We start from the raw sequence: 16,148 nt of genomic DNA, 5'->3' as shown, positions 1-16,148 counted from the left end.
GCCGAACGGCCGGAATCCACCGAACCGTCCCGCCATCTGCGGCTGCCTCATGCGTGGCAGCCTCGTCCCCTGAACCATCCACGCATTCGGATGGCTCGCGCGTGCTAGCGGCGTCCCCGGCGAACCGGATCATGCCGTCGTGCTTTCGGCCTGATGGCGAACGACTCCACCATCACCCAACCTCCTCTGCACCAACCACTCGTCATGATCTCGCTTCGGTGCAGCGGACGAGGGGAGAATCGCACGGGCTGGAGGTGAGGGGATAAGATTCTTCGGCCCACCATCGCGGCTCCTTAGCACAACACGCAGAGCCCTTGGCTGGCCCCTCACCCCAACCCTCTCCCCAGAGGGGCGAGGGGGCGTTGTGGCACCGCCGGTGAATAGTGCGTCTCCTCTCCCGGGAGAGGGCTGGGGTGGGGGGAGCCCAAAAACAAAAGGCGCCCGATGGGCGCCTTCGTTCATCTCATCGCTGAGATCGTCTGCTTAGTTGGCCGCGGTCCGCGCAACCGACTTGATGTCTTCGCGGGTGATGCCGAGGTCGCGGAGCTGGATGTTGCTCAGCTGCGAGAGCTCACGGACGGTGCGGTTGTAGGCGGCGATCTGCGAAAGCTTCTGGCGGATGTTCATTTGTTGTCCCCTTCTGTTTGGTGACCTGGATATAGGACCGCTAACCCGACCGGACCAGTAGTCTATTTCGCACGCGAGCTATGCGCTGGACGCACGCCGAATTAACTGTTGTTAAGTTTCCATTCAGCCTGATCAGCCGAAAGCCGGTTTCCGTTCAGACTGCATTCATCCGCGCGATGAGGAAGTGGCCACATTGCGGCGAATGGGCCCCTGACGCCCAACGGGCTATGCCACCGGCACGATCAGCAGCCCCACAAGATTGAGCCGCCGGATCATTGCCGCCCCCTCGGCAGCTGGAACGCAGTTGGTAGCAAGCACCACAGGCGGTGTTGATCAATCGCATGGATTTGTGGTTGTTCGGGACAGAGGCACACGCCAGCATCACGGCGTGGAGCAGGCCATGCGGCGCAGGGCTGCACGGTCGTACGATCGGGAACTGAATGCCAACGAGCGATTTCGCATACCTGCTGCGCGACATGACCCGCGATCTGCTGCTGTGCGGACGCCTGTGGCGCAAGATGGCGCGTGAGGCCGCCGCGAGGCACGGCGTCTCGGAAGCCGCGTCGGCGCCGCTGATCTGGATCGACCGGCTGGGCGAGAACGTGCGTCAGAATGCGCTGGCCGAAGCCATCGGCATCGAGGGCGCTTCGCTAGTTCGCCTGATCGACGAGCTGCAGGCCTCCGGCCTCGTCACCCGTGAGCCCGACCCGAGCGATCGCCGTGCCAACTCGATCTCGCTGACCCCGCGGGGGCGCGAGGTGGTGGCGGAAGTGAACGAGGACATCCAGTCGCTGCGCCTCGAGATTTTCAAGGACATTGCGGAGCCCGATGTCCGTGCGACCATGCGCGTGCTCGAGGCACTGAAGGCAGCGGCCGGCAAGGACAGCGACGTCCTCTGATGCCAGGTGTTCGACGAACGGATGAACGCTCCCCCGTGACAAGTGCTTCGGCCTGAGTTACAAACCTGGCCCATGAACCTTCGCGCCACCTATTCGTACTGGTATTTTACCACCGGAAGCCGCTGGCAGCCGAAGGGGCGCGTTTGACTTAAGAAATCAAACCCAAAATACCCGACAGCCGCCAGCAACTGGCGGCTTTTTTGTCGCCGGTGCTCAAGAGATCCCCGAGGAGCCGACGACAAATGCCCAAATCCACCGACGACCTGCGTATCAAGGAACTGCGCGAACTCCGATCACCGGAGGAAGTGATCCGCGAGTACCCGCGCACCGATACTGCGACCCGCACCGTGATCAGCGCCCGCCACGCGCTGCACAATATCCTCCACGGTCACGACGACCGCCTCGCGGTGGTCGTGGGCCCCTGCTCCATCCATGACCCCAAGGCCGCGCTCGAGTATGCGCGCCGCCTCGCCCCGGTCCGTGAGCGCCTGAGCGGCAGCCTCGAGATCGTGATGCGCGTTTATTTCGAGAAGCCCCGGACCACCGTCGGCTGGAAGGGCCTCATCAACGACCCCAATCTCGACGGCAGCTTCGACATCGACAACGGCCTGCGCCTCGCGCGCTCCGTACTGCTCGAGATCAACAATCTCGGCCTGCCCGCCGGCTCCGAATTCCTCGACATGACGACTCCGCAGTATTTCGCCGACCTCGTCTCCTGGGGCGCCATCGGCGCTCGCACCACGGAGAGCCAGGTTCACCGCGAGCTCGCCTCCGGCCTCAGCTGCCCGGTTGGCTTCAAGAACGGTACCGACGGCAATGTCCGTATCGCCCTCGATGCAGTGAAATCCGCCAGCCAGCCGCACCATTTCCTTGCCGTCACCAAGCACGGACACTCTGCCATTGCCGCGACCACAGGCAACGACGACTGCCACATCATCCTTCGTGGTGGCAAAGCCCCGAACTTCGGCGCCGAAAGCGTCGCGGCGGCCGCGGCCGAGTCGGAGAAGTCCGGCATCCGCGCCGCCATCATGATCGACGCCAGCCACGCCAACTCGTCGAAGAACCCCGAGAACCAGCCGCTGGTCCTCGCCGATGTCGGCGAGCAGCTGGCAACGGGCGACAAGCGCATCATCGGCGTGATGGTCGAATCGAACCTCGTCGCTGGCCGGCAGGACCTCGTGCCGGGCAAGCCGCTCGTCTACGGCCAGTCGATCACCGACGGCTGCATCGATTGGGAAACGACGGTAGTCGCACTGGAGAAGCTGGCCGATGCAGTAGAAGAGCGTCGGCGGGTGACCGGGCAGCTAGTGGCCTGATCCGAACTCCGACAATCCTCCCCCGTTGACGGGGGAGGATTGCTGCGCTCGCTGGTGTTCAGCGCCCCTAAACCTCCCCATCACCATCCTCCACCCTGCCTTGACCGCGCCATGCCGATGGCGTCTTCTCCCGGCATGCAAATTCCGCAGCAATTGATGAGCCTTCCCAACCAGCTGACCATCGGTCGCATCCTTGCGATCCCGGTGATCTGCCTCTTCGTCGTGATAGGCTGGGAGTGGTTGCGCTGGCTGGCGCTGCTGCTCTACATCGCGGCCGCCATCACCGATTGGCTCGACGGTTTCCTCGCTCGCCGGATGAACCTCAATTCGGCTCTCGGCAAGATGCTCGACCCGATCGCCGACAAGCTGCTGGTCGGCGCCCTGATCGTCACCTTCGCATGGACCCGCGATTTCTCCGGCTGGGACCTGATCCCCGCCATCGCCATCCTGATCCGCGAAATCTTCGTCTCGGGCCTCCGCGAATATCTCGGCAATCGTTCGATCGAAGTGCCGGTCACCTTCCTCGCCAAGTGGAAGACCACCGCGCAACTCGTCTCGCTCGCCCTGATCATGGCCGCCCCGATGCTGCTGGGCCTCGGCTTCTTTGCCCACGCTTTCCTATGGATCGCCGCCGCCCTGACCGTCTGGACCGGCTGGGAATACCTCCGTTCTACCTGGCCCCACCTCGCCGGACCCGAAATATGAAAATCCGCTACTTTGCCTGGCTGCGCGAACGCCTGAATCGTGGTGAAGAAGACGTCGATCTGCCTGCCGAGGTGCTGACTGTCGGCGACCTGATTCAATGGCTGAGGGATCGCGACGAAGCCGCTGATCTCGCCATGCAAAAGCCGCAACTGATCAAGGCCGCACTCGACACCGAAATCGTGCCGCATACCGCCCTCATCGGCAGCGCCAAGGTCATCGCCTTATTCCCGCCGATGACCGGCGGCTGACGATGTCCGTCCGGCTGCAGGAGGCGCCGTTCGATCCCGGCGCCGAGACCAACGCCTTCCTCGCGGCGAGCGCCGGCGCCGGCGCAGCCGTGACCTTCACCGGCCTCGTCCGCTCCCGCCCGGACGATCCAGTCTCCACGCTCACCCTCGAGAGCTACCCCGAACTCGCCGAGGCCCAGATCGGCAAAGCCATCGCCGAAGCCGTCGTGCGCTTCGGGCTGATCAAGGCAACGGTGATCCACCGCTACGGCGCGCTCGCGGCCGGCGAGCCCATAGTGCAGGTGATGGCGCTCGCGCCGCACCGCCAGGCCGCCTTCGATGGCGCGTCCTTCCTGATGGACTACCTCAAAACCGACGCCCCCTTCTGGAAAAAGGAAGCGACACCGGCCGGCGACCGGTGGGTCGAAGCTAAGGCCGAAGACGACCACGCCCGTGACCAATGGAAGAACAAGTGACCGAAAGCCGCCCACCCTTCTCGCTGGTCGGCATCGACCACATCGTCTTCATCGTCGACGACCTCCAGAAGGCAACGAAGTGGTACGCCGACGTTCTCGGCTGCCAGCCCGGCTACTCCTACCCGACGCTCGGCATGGAGCAGGTCTGGTGCGGCGCCGCGCTGATCGTGCTGTGGGATATCACCCATCCCGGCGGCACGTCGGCCGTCCCGCCGGTGAAGGGCGGACGCAACGTCGACCACGTCTGCATCGCGCTCAGCCCCTTCGACGAGCACGCGATGCGCGCCCATCTGACGAGCCACAACGTCAGTATCGAGCGCGAGGCCCTGCACGGCGGCGCCCGCGGCATGGGCAACTCGTTCTACGTTCTCGATCCGTGGGGCAACAAACTCGAGCTCAAGGGGCCGGCGGTCTATCCGGACGGCCGCGACTGGGGGAAAGACAAATGATCAGCGATACCGACCTCAAGCACCTCACCCGCGCCGTCGATCTCGCCGAAGCAGCACTCGCAACCGACAACGATCCGTTCGGTTCGGTGCTGGTCTCGGCCGATGGCCGCGTGCTATTCGAGGACCACAACTGGGAATCGACGGGCGACGGAACGCGACACCCCGAGATCGACATCGCCAAATGGGCAGCGGCCAACATGAGCCCTGCGGACAGGGCTACGGCGACCGTCTACACGTCCGGAGAACACTGCCCGATGTGCGCCGCGGCGCACGCCTGGGTCGGCCTTGGCCGCATCGTCTATGCCGGCTCGTCCGAGCAGCTCGGCCATTGGCGCGGCGAAGTTGGCGCACCGCCCTCGCCTGTCGCAGGACTGCCGATCAACGCCGTGGCGCCGGGACTGCCCGTCGAGGGGCCGGAGCCCTCACTGGCCGCCCGGCTACGCGAGCTGCACCACCGCCGGGCAGCGGCAAAGTCCGGTCGCTGACCTCAGGCCGGGAATGGTACGCCCGAAATCCCGGCCAGCGCCTCGATCAGCCGATCCTGCTCCGCCGCATCGTGCGCGACCGGGTTGGCATCGCGCAGCCTCTGGTGCCGGAACAGCCGGCCGCTGGCCTTGGCGGCCGGCTCGTCGCTTGCCGCTAGCCAGGCCTGCGTCCGGTGCCCCTGGTCGAGATCGTCCGGAGCTCCGCGTCCGCCCATCTTCGTCGCCACCCAGCCCGGATCGACGGCGTTGGCGAGCACCTCCGGCCACCGCCGTGCCACGGCAAAGGCCAGCATCGCATCGTGCAGCTTAGTCTCGGCGTAGGCCTGTGATCCGCTCCAGTTGCGCCGGTTCCAAGCGATGTCCTCGACGTTGAGCCGCACGCCGTAATGCATGCCCGAGCTGAGATAGACCAGTCGCGCCGGCCGCTCGATCAGCGCGGTCAGCACATAGGTGCACACCGTGTTCACCGCGAACACCAGCGGCAGCCCGTCCTCGGTGTCGCCACGCCACCCCTCGCGATAGCCGACGCCCGCATTGTGGATCACCGCATCCATCCGACCCAGCGCGTTCACCTGCGCGGCCAGCGCCCTGGTCTGCTTAAGGCTCGACAGATCACCGTGAACGGCCGCATCGGCACCGCTCAGCTGTTTCGCCTCCTCGGCGCGGCCGGAACTGCGCCCATGCACCACAACCTGATGCCCCTGCTCCACCAGCAGCCGCGCCGCCATCAGTCCGAGGCCGTCCGCCGATCCGGTAACGAAAACCCGCGCCATTGCCGATTCCTTCCGCCCAAAATGGAAGAACCCCGCCACGATGGGCGGGGTTCAACAGATCTGTGTTCCGCAACTGCGCAGCTTTACTCGGCCGCGACCTTCTTCGGCGTCACCGCCTCGGCATAGGCGTTGATCAGCGTGGTGCAGCCCTTGGCCGGCTTGAACTTGTATTCGCCGATCTCGGAGACTGGGGTCACTTCCGCCGCGGTGCCGGTGAGGAAGCACTCGTCGAAGTTCGCCAGCTCTTCCGGCTGCATGTGGCGCTCGATGACCTTGTAGCCGTTCTGCTTGGCCAGCTCGATCAGCGTCTGCCGGGTAATGCCGTTGAGGAAGCAATCGGGCAGCGGCGTATGGATCTCGTCGCCCTTGATGAAGAACACGTTGGCGCCGGTCGCCTCGGCGACATAGCCGCGATAGTCGAGCATCAGCGCGTCGGCATAGCCATTGGCCATCGCCGCGTCCTTGCTCAGCGTGCAGATCATGTAGAGGCCGGCGGCCTTTGCCGAGGACGGGATCGTCTCCGGGCTCGGGCGCTTCCAGCGGCTCCACTCAAGGCGGATGCCCTTGAGCTTCTCTTCGGTCGAGAAATAGCTCGGCCACACCCAAGCGGCGATGGCGAGATGCACCTTGTTGTTGCGGCCGGGAACCGACAGCTCTTCCGAACCGCGCCAGGCGACAGGACGCACGTAGGCATCGACGAGTCCGTTCTTGTCGAGCACGAGGCGCTTGGCGGCCTCGATCTCGTCGACCGAATAGGGAATGGTGAAATCGAGCGTCTTGCCCGACTGGATCAGGCGCTCGGTATGCTGGCGCGACTTGAAGATTTCGCCGCCATAGGCGCGCTCACCCTCAAACACGCTGCTCGCATAGTGCAGCCCGTGCGTCAGCACATGGATCTTGGCGTCTTTCCACTCAACGAGTTTGCCGTCGAACCAGATCCAGCCATCACGCTGGTCCATTGGAATTGCCATCTTAGTCTCTCCCACTCATTCTTCTGCAGCGACCAACTGCGTTTGTTTGTTGTCGTGATCCTGCCCCACCGGCGTGCCCTTGGCAAACCTGAACGGAGTTGGGATAAGGCAACATTGGTTTTCTCGATGAGGGGATGATGGCATCGGGCAAAATAAATGTCAACAAGGCTGACATAAATTTGGCAGGCGACGGCACCACGCCCATGCCGCTCGACGTCATGGGCCTGTTCTTCTTCGCTTATCGGGACTTCGTGAGCGACGCTGATGCGCTGCTTGAACGCCAGGGTTTCGGACGCGCCCACCACCGGGTGCTGTATTTCGTGAACCTCAGGCCCGGCATGCCGGTCGCTGATTTGCTCGATATCCTCAAGATTACCAAGCAGAGCCTCGCCCGCGTGCTGCGGCAACTGGTGGATAACGGCTATATCGAGCAGAAAACCGGCGACACCGACCGCCGCCAGCGCCTGCTCTATGCCACGCAAAAGGGCCGCGAACTGTTCGATGTCCTTTCGGCCACCCAGACGAGCCGCATCGAAGCAGCCATCGCCTCGCTGCCGCCGGAGGGGAAGCGCACCGTGCTCAGGTTCTTTGTCGGCATGGTCGAGCCCGAGGATCGCGGGCTGCTCGATCGGCTGAAGCTGACGGAAGAACTGTAGTCGTTTTCGTCGCGGGCTAGGCGCCGGGCGGCCGATAGGCGACTGCCTTCGCACGCCCCAGGGCCTCGAGCGTCTCCTCGACGGACAGCAACGGGATTGTTTCGAATTCCGACACGGCACCACCCCCACCGATAGCGATAGCGACCGCCGCCATGGCGACATTGTCCGGCGCCTCCCACAGGTTGTAGCCATCGTGGGCACCGAATGCGTACCAGAACCCATGCAGCTTGCCGCCGACGGATTCGATGTATTTTCGCGCCGCTTCGCGCCGATCCTCGGGGTTCTTCGTCAGTCGCGCCCAGGTTTCCGCAGTGTAGCTGAAGCGTGTCAGATAGAGTGCCATGGCCAACTCCTCCGCTCGTGGCAGAACAGCCGACCTTACGCTTGAGATTCAGGAGTGGATACGCCAGCGGCGACTTGCCGAAGTCACGCCCGCCCGAGTTCTTCCGAACGCCGGCGGGCAGCGTCTACGGCTTGGTCGAGCAAGGGCGCGAACCCGGTCGGCCCCATGAGCACCTGCAGTGCCGCGTAGGTCGTGCCCTTCGGCGAGGTGACGTTCTCGCGCAGCGTCGAGGCGGGCGTCGGATCGGCGTCCATCAGCGCCCCTGCCCCGGTGACGGTGGCACGCGCGAGGATCATCGCCTGTTCTTCGTCGAGTCCCTGCTTCTGCGCCGCGGCAGCGAGCGCTTCGACCAGGTAGAACACATATGCCGGACCGGAGCCGGACACGGCGGTGACGGCGTCGATCTTGCTCTCATCGTCGAACCACAGCACCTGGCCTGCCGCCTTGAGCAGCGCATCGGCCACCTGCCGGTCCCCGTCGGTGATCTTGAGGCCCACGGCCCCACTGATGCCGCGTCCGATCTGAGCCGGTGTGTTCGGCATGGCGCGTACGACCCGCTCGGTCTGCAGCCCTTCGGACAGCCCAATCAGCGGAATGCCTGCAGCGATCGAGAGGACGAGGGTGTAGCTCCCGACGACCGGCTGGATCTCGGCCATCACGTCGTAGATCACCTGCGGCTTGACCGCGAGAACCAGGACCTGCGTCAGCACGCCGATCGGGCTGGGTAGCAGGCGTATGCCGTGGTCGGCCGCAAACGCCGTGGCGAACTCGGATGGATTGGGATCGCACAGGACCAGCCGGTCTGGTAGCAAGCCGCCCGCGATCCAGCCGCGGGCGAGCGCCAGGCCCATCTTGCCGGCCCCGACCAGAACGACGGGGCCGATATCGGATAAATTCAAGCTTCGCCTACCGTTTCGAACATGACCTCGCTGAGCGCATCGCCAGCGTTCTTGCCTGCCCATATCACGAACTGGAAGGCCTGGTAGTAGAGATCGCAGCTGTCCGTGGCCGAGCGCAGCAGCGCTTCGCATTGCGGCGGGCTGACCTCGGCACCGCCCGTGAGCAGGTGAGAATTGCGGAAGAGGATCACCCCTTCGTGGTTCCACATGTCGAAATGGCCGATCCACAGCTGCTCGTTGATCAGCGCGATCAGCTGCTTCACCTCGGCGCGGCGGATGTCCGGTACCTTGAGATCGAAGGCGGCCGCGATGTGCAGCGACTCGAGATCTTCCATCCAGTTGAACGAGACATGGTAGTCGGCCCAGTTTCCGCGCACGGAAATGGAGATTTCATCGGCGTCCTGGCGCTCGAAGTTCCAGTCGTTGATCGAGGCAATATGCTCGATGATGTCGACCGGGTGCACCGTGCGATCCGGTTCAAGTTCCACAAGTTGTGCCATTGGCTGAGCGTCCCATTGGGCGAAACATTGGAGGCTTTGACCGGTTCAACCGGTCCTACGCGGGTACTTGAGAGAACTCGACGCGGGAGAGCCTACGAATCGTCCTATGGCAGTCACGCTACACTGGGGCCCCGATTCCGGGGATTGCGCTGCCAGAGCCATCCAAGGCTTTCTTCTGTGGATGATCCGGCCCGGAGGGTTAACAGGGTGTTAAAGCGCCGAGTCTGTCCCCAGCCCGTTTGAACGATTTTGGCACACCCGCCCTGCCCCGACTCGCGCTATACTTCGCGCCTCAGCAGAACATGTGACGGTTGGGTGAAGTGGGGGCGGTGGCCGATCCACCCTCTCCCCGACGGGGAGAAGGTGGCGCGTAGCGCCGGAAGGGGAGCGGCCCCGATCTCGCCCTTAGAACAGCCCGATCGCGCTCGGCCAGCCCGTGCGGATCGCATCCGCCCAGTGCGGGAAGCCGTTGGCGATCGCCTGCTGCGCCGCCGCCTCGAAATCATAGTGCACGCCACGGATGCTTGCGGCCCACCTGCCGCCGTGCCGCTCCAGCACCGCATAACGGGCGTCCGGTGCACCATAATTGAACTGCAGCCCGACCGAGCCCGGGTTCACCACCAGCCGCCCATCGCGAAGCCGCACGATACGGGAGACGTGCGTGTGTCCGCAGAGCAGCACCGGAAAATCGACCCCGGCAGCGCGGCGGGTGACCTCTTCCTCGCCCGGCATCGTCACAGTGCGCCCGTTCCACCACGCATCGAGCCACGGCTCCTCGTCGCTCTGCGGCGTGCCGTGGCAGAGGAAGACCTCGCCTTCGATGTCCCGCGTCGCCGGCAGGCTGCGCAGGTACTCGAGATGCACAGGCTTCAACCGCTCCGTGACGTATTTGTCCACTGGCTGCTTCGACTGGGGCAGGCCCTCGGCCATGTACCGGTCGTGATTGCCGATCACGGTCGGATAGTCGCGCTCGATCAGGAGGTCGGCGGTGCCGATCGGATCGAGCGGACCCGCGAACAGGTCGCCGAGATTGATCGTGGCATCGACCCCGACCATGGCGATGTCGGCCTCGACCGCCTCGAGCGCCAGCCGGTTGCCGTGAATGTCGGATATGACCGCGATTCTCATGCCCAAACCCTCCCGGCCAAATGCGGCGGCGGCACGGCTAAAGCCCCTTCGGACTGGCCCAGCCGTAAGTCAGCGCTTCCGCCCACCTCGGATACCCCTTGTCGAGCGCCTGTTTCGCCGCTGCGTCATGGTCATAGGCAACGGCGTGAAGTTCCGTGTTCCAGCCGAAGCGGCGCTTCTCGATAATGGCGTAGCGCGCATCGGGTGAACCGATCTCGAAAGGCAGCCCGACACTGCCCGGATTCACCAGCAGCCGCCCGTCGGTGAGCCGCAAGCTGCGCGGCACGTGCGTGTGTCCGCAGAGCAGCACGGCGTGGTCGAAACCCTGCGCCTCGTGCTCGATATGCTCGCGCGAGTGCATCGCGGCGATCGTGCCGACCATATGGTCCATGAACGAGCCATTGTCGTCGCGCGGCGTGCCGTGACAGAGGAAGACGTCTTCCTCATAGAGCAACGTCGGCGGCACCGCGGCGAGCCAGGTCCGCTGGCCATCGTTCAGCAGCCCGCGCACCAGCGCATCGATGTGCCAGTCCTCTTCACGCCCATCGGTGATGTAGCGATCGTGGTTGCCGCGTACGCTGGGCACGTCGAGTTCGATAAAGCGGTCGGCAACGCCAACGGGATCGCCCGGCCCGCTCAGGAAATCGCCGAGCGCGACCGTTGCGTCGACATTCTGCCGCGCGATGTCATCGAGCACGGCATCGAGCGCATGCAGGTTCCCATGCACATCGGAGATAACAGCCAGCCGCACCGGCGGTCAGCCCTTGGACTTGAGGGCGTCGACTTCGGCCTTCAGCGCCTTGAGCTCAGCGCTCTGCGCCTGCACCAGCTCGCGCAGCGCGTCATAGTCCTCGCGCTTGACGAGGTTCATGTCCGCCACCAGCCGCTCGAGCTGGGACTTCACCACCGTCTCGATCTCCCGGCGCACCCCGTCGGCGACGCCGGCGGCGTTGTTCATGAGCTTGCCCAGCTCGTCGAATATCTTGCTGCCCTGGCTCATCGGACGTGTCCTCTCAACGGGTTGCACAGCGCTATTTAGGCGGGTCGGCGCGCCTTGACCAGAGCCAGCCGGAGGCTAAAAGGTCTCACTCCCCTCCTGCCGGAGCTTCGCGTGCCCTTCCCCAATATCGACCCAGTCGCCTTCGCCATCGGGCCCTTCATCGTCCGGTGGTACGCGCTCGCCTACCTCGTGGGCGTACTCGGCGGTGCCGCCTATGCGACGACGCTCCTGGGTAAGCACGGGCTGTGGAAAGACAACCGCCCGCCCTTCGAGCCCCCAGCCATCTGGGACTTCGCCTTCTGGGCCGTCGTCGGCATCATCATCGGCGGCCGCATCGGCTACGTGCTGTTCTACAACTTCGGCTACTACGCCGCGAACCCCGGCGAGATCATCGCACTCTGGGACGGCGGCATGAGCTTCCACGGCGGCCTCGCCGGCATCATGGTCGCCATGGCCCTGTTCGTGCGCCACAAGGGAGGCAACATCCTCTCGGGGCTCGACCTGCTCGGCGCCATCGGCACGATCGGCCTGTTCCTCGGCCGCGTCGCCAACTTCATCAATGCCGAGCTCTACGGCGCCCCCACCGACCTCCCCTGGGGCGTGATCTTCCCCACCGATCCGGACCAGGTGCCGCGGCACCCGAGCCAACTCTACGAAGCGCTGCTCGAGGGGGTGCTGCTGTTCATCGTCATCCGCATCGCCACCAACCATCTGAAGGCGCTGAAGCACCCCGGCCTCGTCGCCGGCATCTTCGGCATCGGCTATGCCCTGTCCCGCATCTTCGTCGAGTTCTTCCGCCTGCCCGACGCCCAGCTCGGCTACCTCTATGGCGGCTGGCTCACCATGGGCATGGTGCTGAGCCTCCCCATTCTAGTGGCCGGCGTCGGCCTCGTGATCTACCCGCTGAGGCCTAGGAATGCCTGACAACATGGCTGATCACACGCTCGGCGAACTGATCGACATGCAGTTGACCCAGAACGGGCCGATGTCGATCGCGACCTATATGAGCCTCGCGCTCACCCATCCGCGCTCGGGCTACTACACCGGCAAGGATCCGCTCGGCGCCGGCGGTGATTTTGTCACCGCCCCTGAAATCAGCCAGATGTTCGGCGAACTGATCGGCTTCTTCCTCGTCAACTTGTGGCAGCAGATGGACGAGCCGCCCAGCTTCACCCTGCTCGAACTCGGCCCCGGCCGCGGCACTCTTATGCAGGACGCGCTGCGTGTCGCCGCCAAGGCCGAGGGCTTCCTCGACGCCTGCCATCTGCAGCTGTTCGAAACAAACCCGGCACTGAAGGCCCAGCAGGCCGAGCGGCTCGGGAAGTACAATCCGTACTGGGCCTCCGAGATCGACGCGGTCTCCGAAGACCCGCTGTTCGTCGTCGCCAACGAGTTCTTCGACGCCATGCCGATCCGCCAGTTCGTGAAGGGGGTAGACGCCTGGCACGAACGTCAGGTCGGGCTGCGTGACGGCAAGCGCGTGTTCGGCCTCAACCCGACGCCAATCCCCGAAGCCTCGATGCCAGAGCCCGTGCGCGGTGCTGCGCCCGGTCAGATCTACGAGGTCAGCCTTGCCTCCGCCGATATCATCCAGGCGCTGGGCAGCCGCATCCGCGACCAGCGTGGCGCCCTCCTTGCCATCGACTACGGCTATGCCCAACTACAGACCGGCGAAACGCTGCAAGCCGTCCGCAGCCATGCCTATGCCGATCCGCTTGAATCCCCCGGTGAAATCGATCTGAGCGCCCACGTGAGTTTCGGCGCCCTCGGCATAGTGGCGGCCGATCTCGGTCTTACGGTCGAGAAACTGTCCACCCAGCGCGATTTCCTCGGCGCACTCGGCATTGTCGAGCGCGCCACGGCGCTGGCCCGGGCCAATCCGGCCAAGATGGACGAGATCGGCGCCGCCCTGAAGCGCCTGACCGCACCCGAGGAGATGGGCACGCTGTTCAAGGTCTTCTGCGCCCATTCCGGCGACATCGAAGCCCTCGGATTCCCGACATGAGCATCCCGTTCGAACAGAGCCGCGCGCTCGAGCGCCTGAGCGGCATCCGCCACGGCTTCTTCGGCCGTCGCGGCGGCGCTTCGACCGGCGAGTTTGCGTCGCTGAACGTGTCGATCTCCGCCGGGGACAAGCTGAATCATGTTGCGCAGAACCGCGAGCAAATCTCTGGCCTGCTTGGCTTTTCGTCCGAGCAGCTGGTGACAGTGAAGCAGGTGCACTCTGTCACTGTGCTCGAAGTCACCCGCCAGCCTTCGCCCGACGATGTGCCGGAGGCAGACGCTCTCGTCACCCGTGTCCACGGGCTTGCCCTCGGCATCCTCACTGCCGATTGCACGCCGATCCTCTTCGCCGACTCCGAAGCCCGCGTCATCGGTGCGGCCCATGCCGGCTGGAAGGGCGCCACCGGCGGCATCGCCGAAGCGACCGTCGCCGCCATGGTCGATCTCGGTGCCCGTCCTGACCGGATCGTCGCCGCCATCGGGCCGACGATTTCCGGTCCCAACTACGAAGTTGGCCCGGAGTTCGCCGCGAACCTGCTGCGCGATCATCGCGATGCCGAGAACCGCATCACGAGGCCGGATGGCGGGCGCGAGCATTTCGACCTGCCCGGCTTCGTCTTCGACCACCTGATGGCCGCCGGCGTCGGGGTCGTCGATGACCTCCGGATCTGCACGTATGCCGAGCCCAAGAAATACTTCTCCCATCGCTATGCGACGCACAAAAGCATCATCACGGGGCGACAGTTGAGCGTGATCGGCCTGGGCGGGCTGTAGCGCTCCGCACAAATCCTTCATTCATCCGTCACAAGGCGCATTGCTTCCCGGCACGCCGTCCGATAGAGACCCGCGCATCAGGAGCCGGCAACTCCCGCCCGGCCGATAGCACCGGAGCGCGCGCGTGAAACTGGTCACCGGTAATTCCAACCGCGCCCTTGCCGAAGCCGTTGCGAGCTACCTCGAAGTTCCGCTGACCGACTGCACGGTCAAACGCTTCAACGACAAGGAAATCTTCGTCGAGATCCACGAGAACGTCCGTGGCGAGGATGTCTTCATCCTGCAGTCGACGTCCTACCCGGCGAACGACAACCTGATGGAACTGCTGATCCTGTCCGATGCGCTGCGCCGCTCCTCGGCCCGCCGCATTACCGCCGTGGTCCCCTATTTCGGCTATGCCCGGCAGGATCGCAAGTCCGCCTCGCGCACGCCGATCTCGGCCAAGCTGGTGGCCAACCTGATCACCGAGGCCGGCGTCAACCGCGTCATCACGCTCGATCTCCACGCCGCGCAGATCCAGGGCTTCTTCGATATCCCGACGGACAACCTCTACGGCGCGCCCGTCATGGTTCGCGACATCCAGGAGCACTACACCAACGGCAACGTGATGATTGTGTCGCCCGACGTCGGCGGCGTGGCCCGCGCCCGCGCCACGGCCCAGCGCATCGGCGCCGATCTCGCCATCGTCGACAAGCGCCGCCCGCGTGCCGGCGTCTCCGAAGTCATGAACATCATCGGCGATGTTGCCGGCCACGCCTGTATCCTCATCGATGACATCGTCGACTCCGGCGGCACGCTGGTGAATGCGGCGGAAGCACTGCTCAAGGCCGGAGCGACCGAAGTCTCAGCCTACATCACCCACGGGGTCCTCTCCGATGGCGCCGCCGAGCGCATCGCGGCGAGCAAGCTCAAGGAACTGGTGATCACCGACTCAATCGAGGCGACGGACGCGGCCAAGGCCGCCAAGAACATCCGTCGCATCTCTATCGCCCCGCTAATCGGCGAAGCCATCGCCCGCACCGCCAGCGAGCAGAGCGTTTCCAGCCTGCTTGACTGAAATGTGTCGGAACCGGGAGGAAGACGAGCGGTTTCTCTCCTAGCGAGAGGAGTCAGCCATGACCCGGCAACGACAAATCGACGACAACCAGGACGACCTCGGCCGTTCGGTCAACAACCCCAGGGATCGCATCGGCGATCGCGCCACGATCGACAAGGTGCGGGAGACTTCGCGCGCCCTGCAGCACCCGTCCAAACCCGAGACCAAGACCGCTCCCCACGACAACATGAGCGGCGGCTTTAAACAGAGGTCGAAACCGCACTGACGGGCCGGTAAAAGGCACAATCTGTCGAAATCGCGCCTCCTCGCCCGACATTGTCCCGAAGGGCTATGTTGCGAACGAGAGGAGTCCACCATGCGCTACATGCTGATGCTCTACGCCGACGAGAAAGAGGGCGCCGAGATTCCGCCCGAGGACATGAAGGATGCCATGCGGGACATGGCGGCCTATCAGGCGGCGCTCGAGAAGGCCGGGGCCTTCGTTGCCACCTCCGCCCTGCAGCCGACCTGGGAAGCCAGGACCATCCGCATGGCGGGCGGCGAAGTGAAGCGCCAGACCACGCCCAGCGGCCACGTCTACTTCGCCAACGAGGGTGGCGAACTGAAGGTGCATGACGGCCCTTACGCCGAAACGCGCGAACAGCTCGGCGGCTATTTCATCATCGAAGCGCCCGACATGGACGAGGCCATCAAGTGGGCCACGCGCTGCCCTGCCGCGCAGTGGGGATCGATCGAAATCCGGCCCTATCATCCGGGCTATTCACCCAGCTGAATCTTTTTCGCCTTCGTTTGTAGAAGTGCTCCTCTTCGCCGCGTCATCGTGGCAGCCGGGCATCGCGTCCGGCGCCGCAAGGAGACA

Annotated in this window: 23 protein-coding genes; 14 read left to right on the top strand and 9 right to left on the bottom strand. The window is 64.6% G+C overall.

Translation table 11 applies throughout. The features are described 5' to 3' along the window. Positions 1-483: 483 nt before the first annotated feature. The gene (locus tag ACOYW5_RS23050) at positions 484-627 is read right to left on the bottom strand and encodes a DUF1127 domain-containing protein (RefSeq protein ID WP_423067216.1); all 144 of its coding nucleotides are present in this window, start codon (positions 625-627) and stop codon (positions 484-486) included. 440 nt (positions 628-1,067) lie between these two features. Between ACOYW5_RS23050 and ACOYW5_RS23045 the strand changes: the two genes are divergently transcribed. The 7 genes from ACOYW5_RS23045 to ACOYW5_RS23015 all read left to right on the top strand — a co-directional run bounded on the left by ACOYW5_RS23045 (position 1,068) and on the right by ACOYW5_RS23015 (position 5,184). Further along, positions 1,068-1,526, top strand: coding sequence for a MarR family winged helix-turn-helix transcriptional regulator (locus tag ACOYW5_RS23045; protein ID WP_423067215.1), 459 nt, complete (start codon positions 1,068-1,070; stop codon positions 1,524-1,526). 242 nt (positions 1,527-1,768) lie between these two features. Continuing rightward, a complete protein-coding gene (locus ACOYW5_RS23040; protein WP_423067214.1) occupies positions 1,769-2,842 on the top strand; it encodes a 3-deoxy-7-phosphoheptulonate synthase in 1,074 nt (357 codons plus the stop codon). A 156-nt stretch (positions 2,843-2,998) separates the two neighbouring features. Further along, positions 2,999-3,547: a CDP-diacylglycerol--glycerol-3-phosphate 3-phosphatidyltransferase gene (gene pgsA / locus ACOYW5_RS23035; RefSeq protein ID WP_423067213.1), complete on the top strand. Its 549-nt coding sequence runs from the start codon at positions 2,999-3,001 to the stop codon at positions 3,545-3,547. Next, complete coding sequence (gene moaD, locus ACOYW5_RS23030; RefSeq protein ID WP_423067212.1) at positions 3,544-3,795, top strand: molybdopterin converting factor subunit 1; 252 nt, start codon at positions 3,544-3,546, stop codon at positions 3,793-3,795. The genes pgsA and moaD overlap by 4 nt, the downstream gene beginning before the upstream one ends. A 2-nt stretch (positions 3,796-3,797) precedes the next feature. Then, positions 3,798-4,250 carry a molybdenum cofactor biosynthesis protein MoaE gene (locus tag ACOYW5_RS23025; RefSeq protein ID WP_423067211.1) on the top strand — a complete coding sequence of 151 codons (453 nt, stop codon included), beginning with the start codon at positions 3,798-3,800 and terminating at the stop codon, positions 4,248-4,250. Further along, the gene (locus ACOYW5_RS23020) at positions 4,247-4,699 is read left to right on the top strand and encodes a VOC family protein (protein WP_423067210.1); all 453 of its coding nucleotides are present in this window, start codon (positions 4,247-4,249) and stop codon (positions 4,697-4,699) included. Before ACOYW5_RS23025 ends, ACOYW5_RS23020 begins: the two co-directional genes overlap by 4 nt. Next, positions 4,696-5,184 carry a nucleoside deaminase gene (locus ACOYW5_RS23015; protein WP_423067209.1) on the top strand — a complete coding sequence of 163 codons (489 nt, stop codon included), beginning with the start codon at positions 4,696-4,698 and terminating at the stop codon, positions 5,182-5,184. Before ACOYW5_RS23020 ends, ACOYW5_RS23015 begins: the two co-directional genes overlap by 4 nt. A gap of 2 nt (positions 5,185-5,186) precedes the next feature. Here the strand turns inward: ACOYW5_RS23015 and ACOYW5_RS23010 are convergent, their stop codons facing one another. Beyond that, positions 5,187-5,957, bottom strand: a complete 771-nt coding sequence (locus tag ACOYW5_RS23010; protein WP_423067208.1) for an SDR family NAD(P)-dependent oxidoreductase — start codon at positions 5,955-5,957, stop codon at positions 5,187-5,189. Between the two features lie 83 nt (positions 5,958-6,040). Then, on the bottom strand, positions 6,041-6,928 hold the full coding sequence (locus ACOYW5_RS23005) for a branched-chain amino acid aminotransferase (RefSeq protein ID WP_423067207.1): 888 nt from the start codon (positions 6,926-6,928) through the stop codon (positions 6,041-6,043). 203 nt (positions 6,929-7,131) lie between these two features. Between ACOYW5_RS23005 and ACOYW5_RS23000 the strand changes: the two genes are divergently transcribed. Further along, entirely contained in the window at positions 7,132-7,584 is a 453-nt protein-coding gene (locus ACOYW5_RS23000) for a MarR family winged helix-turn-helix transcriptional regulator (RefSeq protein WP_423067206.1), read from the top strand. A gap of 16 nt (positions 7,585-7,600) precedes the next feature. Here ACOYW5_RS23000 and ACOYW5_RS22995 read toward each other — a convergent pair whose 3' ends face one another. The 6 genes from ACOYW5_RS22995 to ACOYW5_RS22970 form a co-directional block, all read right to left on the bottom strand. Continuing rightward, a complete protein-coding gene (locus tag ACOYW5_RS22995; RefSeq protein WP_423067205.1) occupies positions 7,601-7,927 on the bottom strand; it encodes a GYD domain-containing protein in 327 nt (108 codons plus the stop codon). A gap of 83 nt (positions 7,928-8,010) precedes the next feature. Beyond that, the gene (gene proC, locus ACOYW5_RS22990) at positions 8,011-8,826 is read right to left on the bottom strand and encodes a pyrroline-5-carboxylate reductase (RefSeq protein WP_423067204.1); all 816 of its coding nucleotides are present in this window, start codon (positions 8,824-8,826) and stop codon (positions 8,011-8,013) included. Further along, the gene (locus tag ACOYW5_RS22985; RefSeq protein ID WP_423067203.1) at positions 8,823-9,326 is read right to left on the bottom strand and encodes a YbjN domain-containing protein; all 504 of its coding nucleotides are present in this window, start codon (positions 9,324-9,326) and stop codon (positions 8,823-8,825) included. The genes proC and ACOYW5_RS22985 overlap by 4 nt, the downstream gene beginning before the upstream one ends. A gap of 405 nt (positions 9,327-9,731) precedes the next feature. Beyond that, a complete protein-coding gene (locus ACOYW5_RS22980) occupies positions 9,732-10,454 on the bottom strand; it encodes a metallophosphoesterase family protein (RefSeq protein ID WP_423067202.1) in 723 nt (240 codons plus the stop codon). Between the two features lie 37 nt (positions 10,455-10,491). After that, entirely contained in the window at positions 10,492-11,205 is a 714-nt protein-coding gene (locus tag ACOYW5_RS22975; protein WP_423067201.1) for a metallophosphoesterase family protein, read from the bottom strand. A 6-nt stretch (positions 11,206-11,211) separates the two neighbouring features. After that, the gene (locus ACOYW5_RS22970) at positions 11,212-11,454 is read right to left on the bottom strand and encodes an accessory factor UbiK family protein (protein ID WP_423067200.1); all 243 of its coding nucleotides are present in this window, start codon (positions 11,452-11,454) and stop codon (positions 11,212-11,214) included. A gap of 54 nt (positions 11,455-11,508) precedes the next feature. Between ACOYW5_RS22970 and lgt the strand changes: the two genes are divergently transcribed. From lgt to ACOYW5_RS22940, 6 genes are all read left to right on the top strand, one after another. Continuing rightward, positions 11,509-12,378 carry a prolipoprotein diacylglyceryl transferase gene (gene lgt, locus ACOYW5_RS22965; protein ID WP_423067199.1) on the top strand — a complete coding sequence of 290 codons (870 nt, stop codon included), beginning with the start codon at positions 11,509-11,511 and terminating at the stop codon, positions 12,376-12,378. A 4-nt stretch (positions 12,379-12,382) separates the two neighbouring features. Continuing rightward, on the top strand, positions 12,383-13,459 hold the full coding sequence (locus ACOYW5_RS22960) for a class I SAM-dependent methyltransferase (protein WP_423067198.1): 1,077 nt from the start codon (positions 12,383-12,385) through the stop codon (positions 13,457-13,459). After that, the gene (gene pgeF, locus ACOYW5_RS22955; protein WP_423067197.1) at positions 13,456-14,232 is read left to right on the top strand and encodes a peptidoglycan editing factor PgeF; all 777 of its coding nucleotides are present in this window, start codon (positions 13,456-13,458) and stop codon (positions 14,230-14,232) included. Before ACOYW5_RS22960 ends, pgeF begins: the two co-directional genes overlap by 4 nt. A 124-nt stretch (positions 14,233-14,356) precedes the next feature. Further along, positions 14,357-15,289, top strand: coding sequence for a ribose-phosphate pyrophosphokinase (locus ACOYW5_RS22950; RefSeq protein WP_423067196.1), 933 nt, complete (start codon positions 14,357-14,359; stop codon positions 15,287-15,289). A 58-nt stretch (positions 15,290-15,347) separates the two neighbouring features. Further along, complete coding sequence (locus tag ACOYW5_RS22945; protein ID WP_423067195.1) at positions 15,348-15,554, top strand: hypothetical protein; 207 nt, start codon at positions 15,348-15,350, stop codon at positions 15,552-15,554. Between the two features lie 90 nt (positions 15,555-15,644). Then, on the top strand, positions 15,645-16,061 hold the full coding sequence (locus tag ACOYW5_RS22940; RefSeq protein ID WP_423067194.1) for a YciI family protein: 417 nt from the start codon (positions 15,645-15,647) through the stop codon (positions 16,059-16,061). The last annotated feature ends 87 nt before the right edge of the window (positions 16,062-16,148 follow it).

The organism is Devosia sp. CN2-171 (genome assembly GCF_049354815.1).
Lineage (GTDB): Bacteria > Pseudomonadota > Alphaproteobacteria > Rhizobiales > Devosiaceae > Devosia_A.
The sequence above is the reverse complement of the archived record's forward strand: the minus strand, read 5'-3'. Positions and strand labels throughout refer to the sequence as shown.

Coding starts and splice junctions, on each gene's coding strand:
- ACOYW5_RS23015 (WP_423067209.1), top strand. CDS start 4,696: ATGATCAGCGATACCGACCTCAAGCACCTCACCCGCGCCGTCGATCTC.
- ACOYW5_RS23005 (WP_423067207.1), bottom strand. CDS start 6,928: ATGGCAATTCCAATGGACCAGCGTGATGGCTGGATCTGGTTCGACGGC.
- ACOYW5_RS22995 (WP_423067205.1), bottom strand. CDS start 7,927: ATGGCACTCTATCTGACACGCTTCAGCTACACTGCGGAAACCTGGGCG.
- ACOYW5_RS23045 (WP_423067215.1), top strand. CDS start 1,068: ATGCCAACGAGCGATTTCGCATACCTGCTGCGCGACATGACCCGCGAT.
- ACOYW5_RS22980 (WP_423067202.1), bottom strand. CDS start 10,454: ATGAGAATCGCGGTCATATCCGACATTCACGGCAACCGGCTGGCGCTC.
- ACOYW5_RS22940 (WP_423067194.1), top strand. CDS start 15,645: ATGCGCTACATGCTGATGCTCTACGCCGACGAGAAAGAGGGCGCCGAG.
- ACOYW5_RS23025 (WP_423067211.1), top strand. CDS start 3,798: ATGTCCGTCCGGCTGCAGGAGGCGCCGTTCGATCCCGGCGCCGAGACC.
- ACOYW5_RS22985 (WP_423067203.1), bottom strand. CDS start 9,326: ATGGCACAACTTGTGGAACTTGAACCGGATCGCACGGTGCACCCGGTC.
- ACOYW5_RS23000 (WP_423067206.1), top strand. CDS start 7,132: ATGCCGCTCGACGTCATGGGCCTGTTCTTCTTCGCTTATCGGGACTTC.
- ACOYW5_RS22970 (WP_423067200.1), bottom strand. CDS start 11,454: ATGAGCCAGGGCAGCAAGATATTCGACGAGCTGGGCAAGCTCATGAAC.
- moaD (WP_423067212.1), top strand. CDS start 3,544: ATGAAAATCCGCTACTTTGCCTGGCTGCGCGAACGCCTGAATCGTGGT.
- ACOYW5_RS22945 (WP_423067195.1), top strand. CDS start 15,348: ATGACCCGGCAACGACAAATCGACGACAACCAGGACGACCTCGGCCGT.
- ACOYW5_RS23040 (WP_423067214.1), top strand. CDS start 1,769: ATGCCCAAATCCACCGACGACCTGCGTATCAAGGAACTGCGCGAACTC.
- ACOYW5_RS23050 (WP_423067216.1), bottom strand. CDS start 627: ATGAACATCCGCCAGAAGCTTTCGCAGATCGCCGCCTACAACCGCACC.
- ACOYW5_RS23010 (WP_423067208.1), bottom strand. CDS start 5,957: ATGGCGCGGGTTTTCGTTACCGGATCGGCGGACGGCCTCGGACTGATG.
- pgeF (WP_423067197.1), top strand. CDS start 13,456: ATGAGCATCCCGTTCGAACAGAGCCGCGCGCTCGAGCGCCTGAGCGGC.
- ACOYW5_RS22960 (WP_423067198.1), top strand. CDS start 12,383: ATGGCTGATCACACGCTCGGCGAACTGATCGACATGCAGTTGACCCAG.
- pgsA (WP_423067213.1), top strand. CDS start 2,999: ATGAGCCTTCCCAACCAGCTGACCATCGGTCGCATCCTTGCGATCCCG.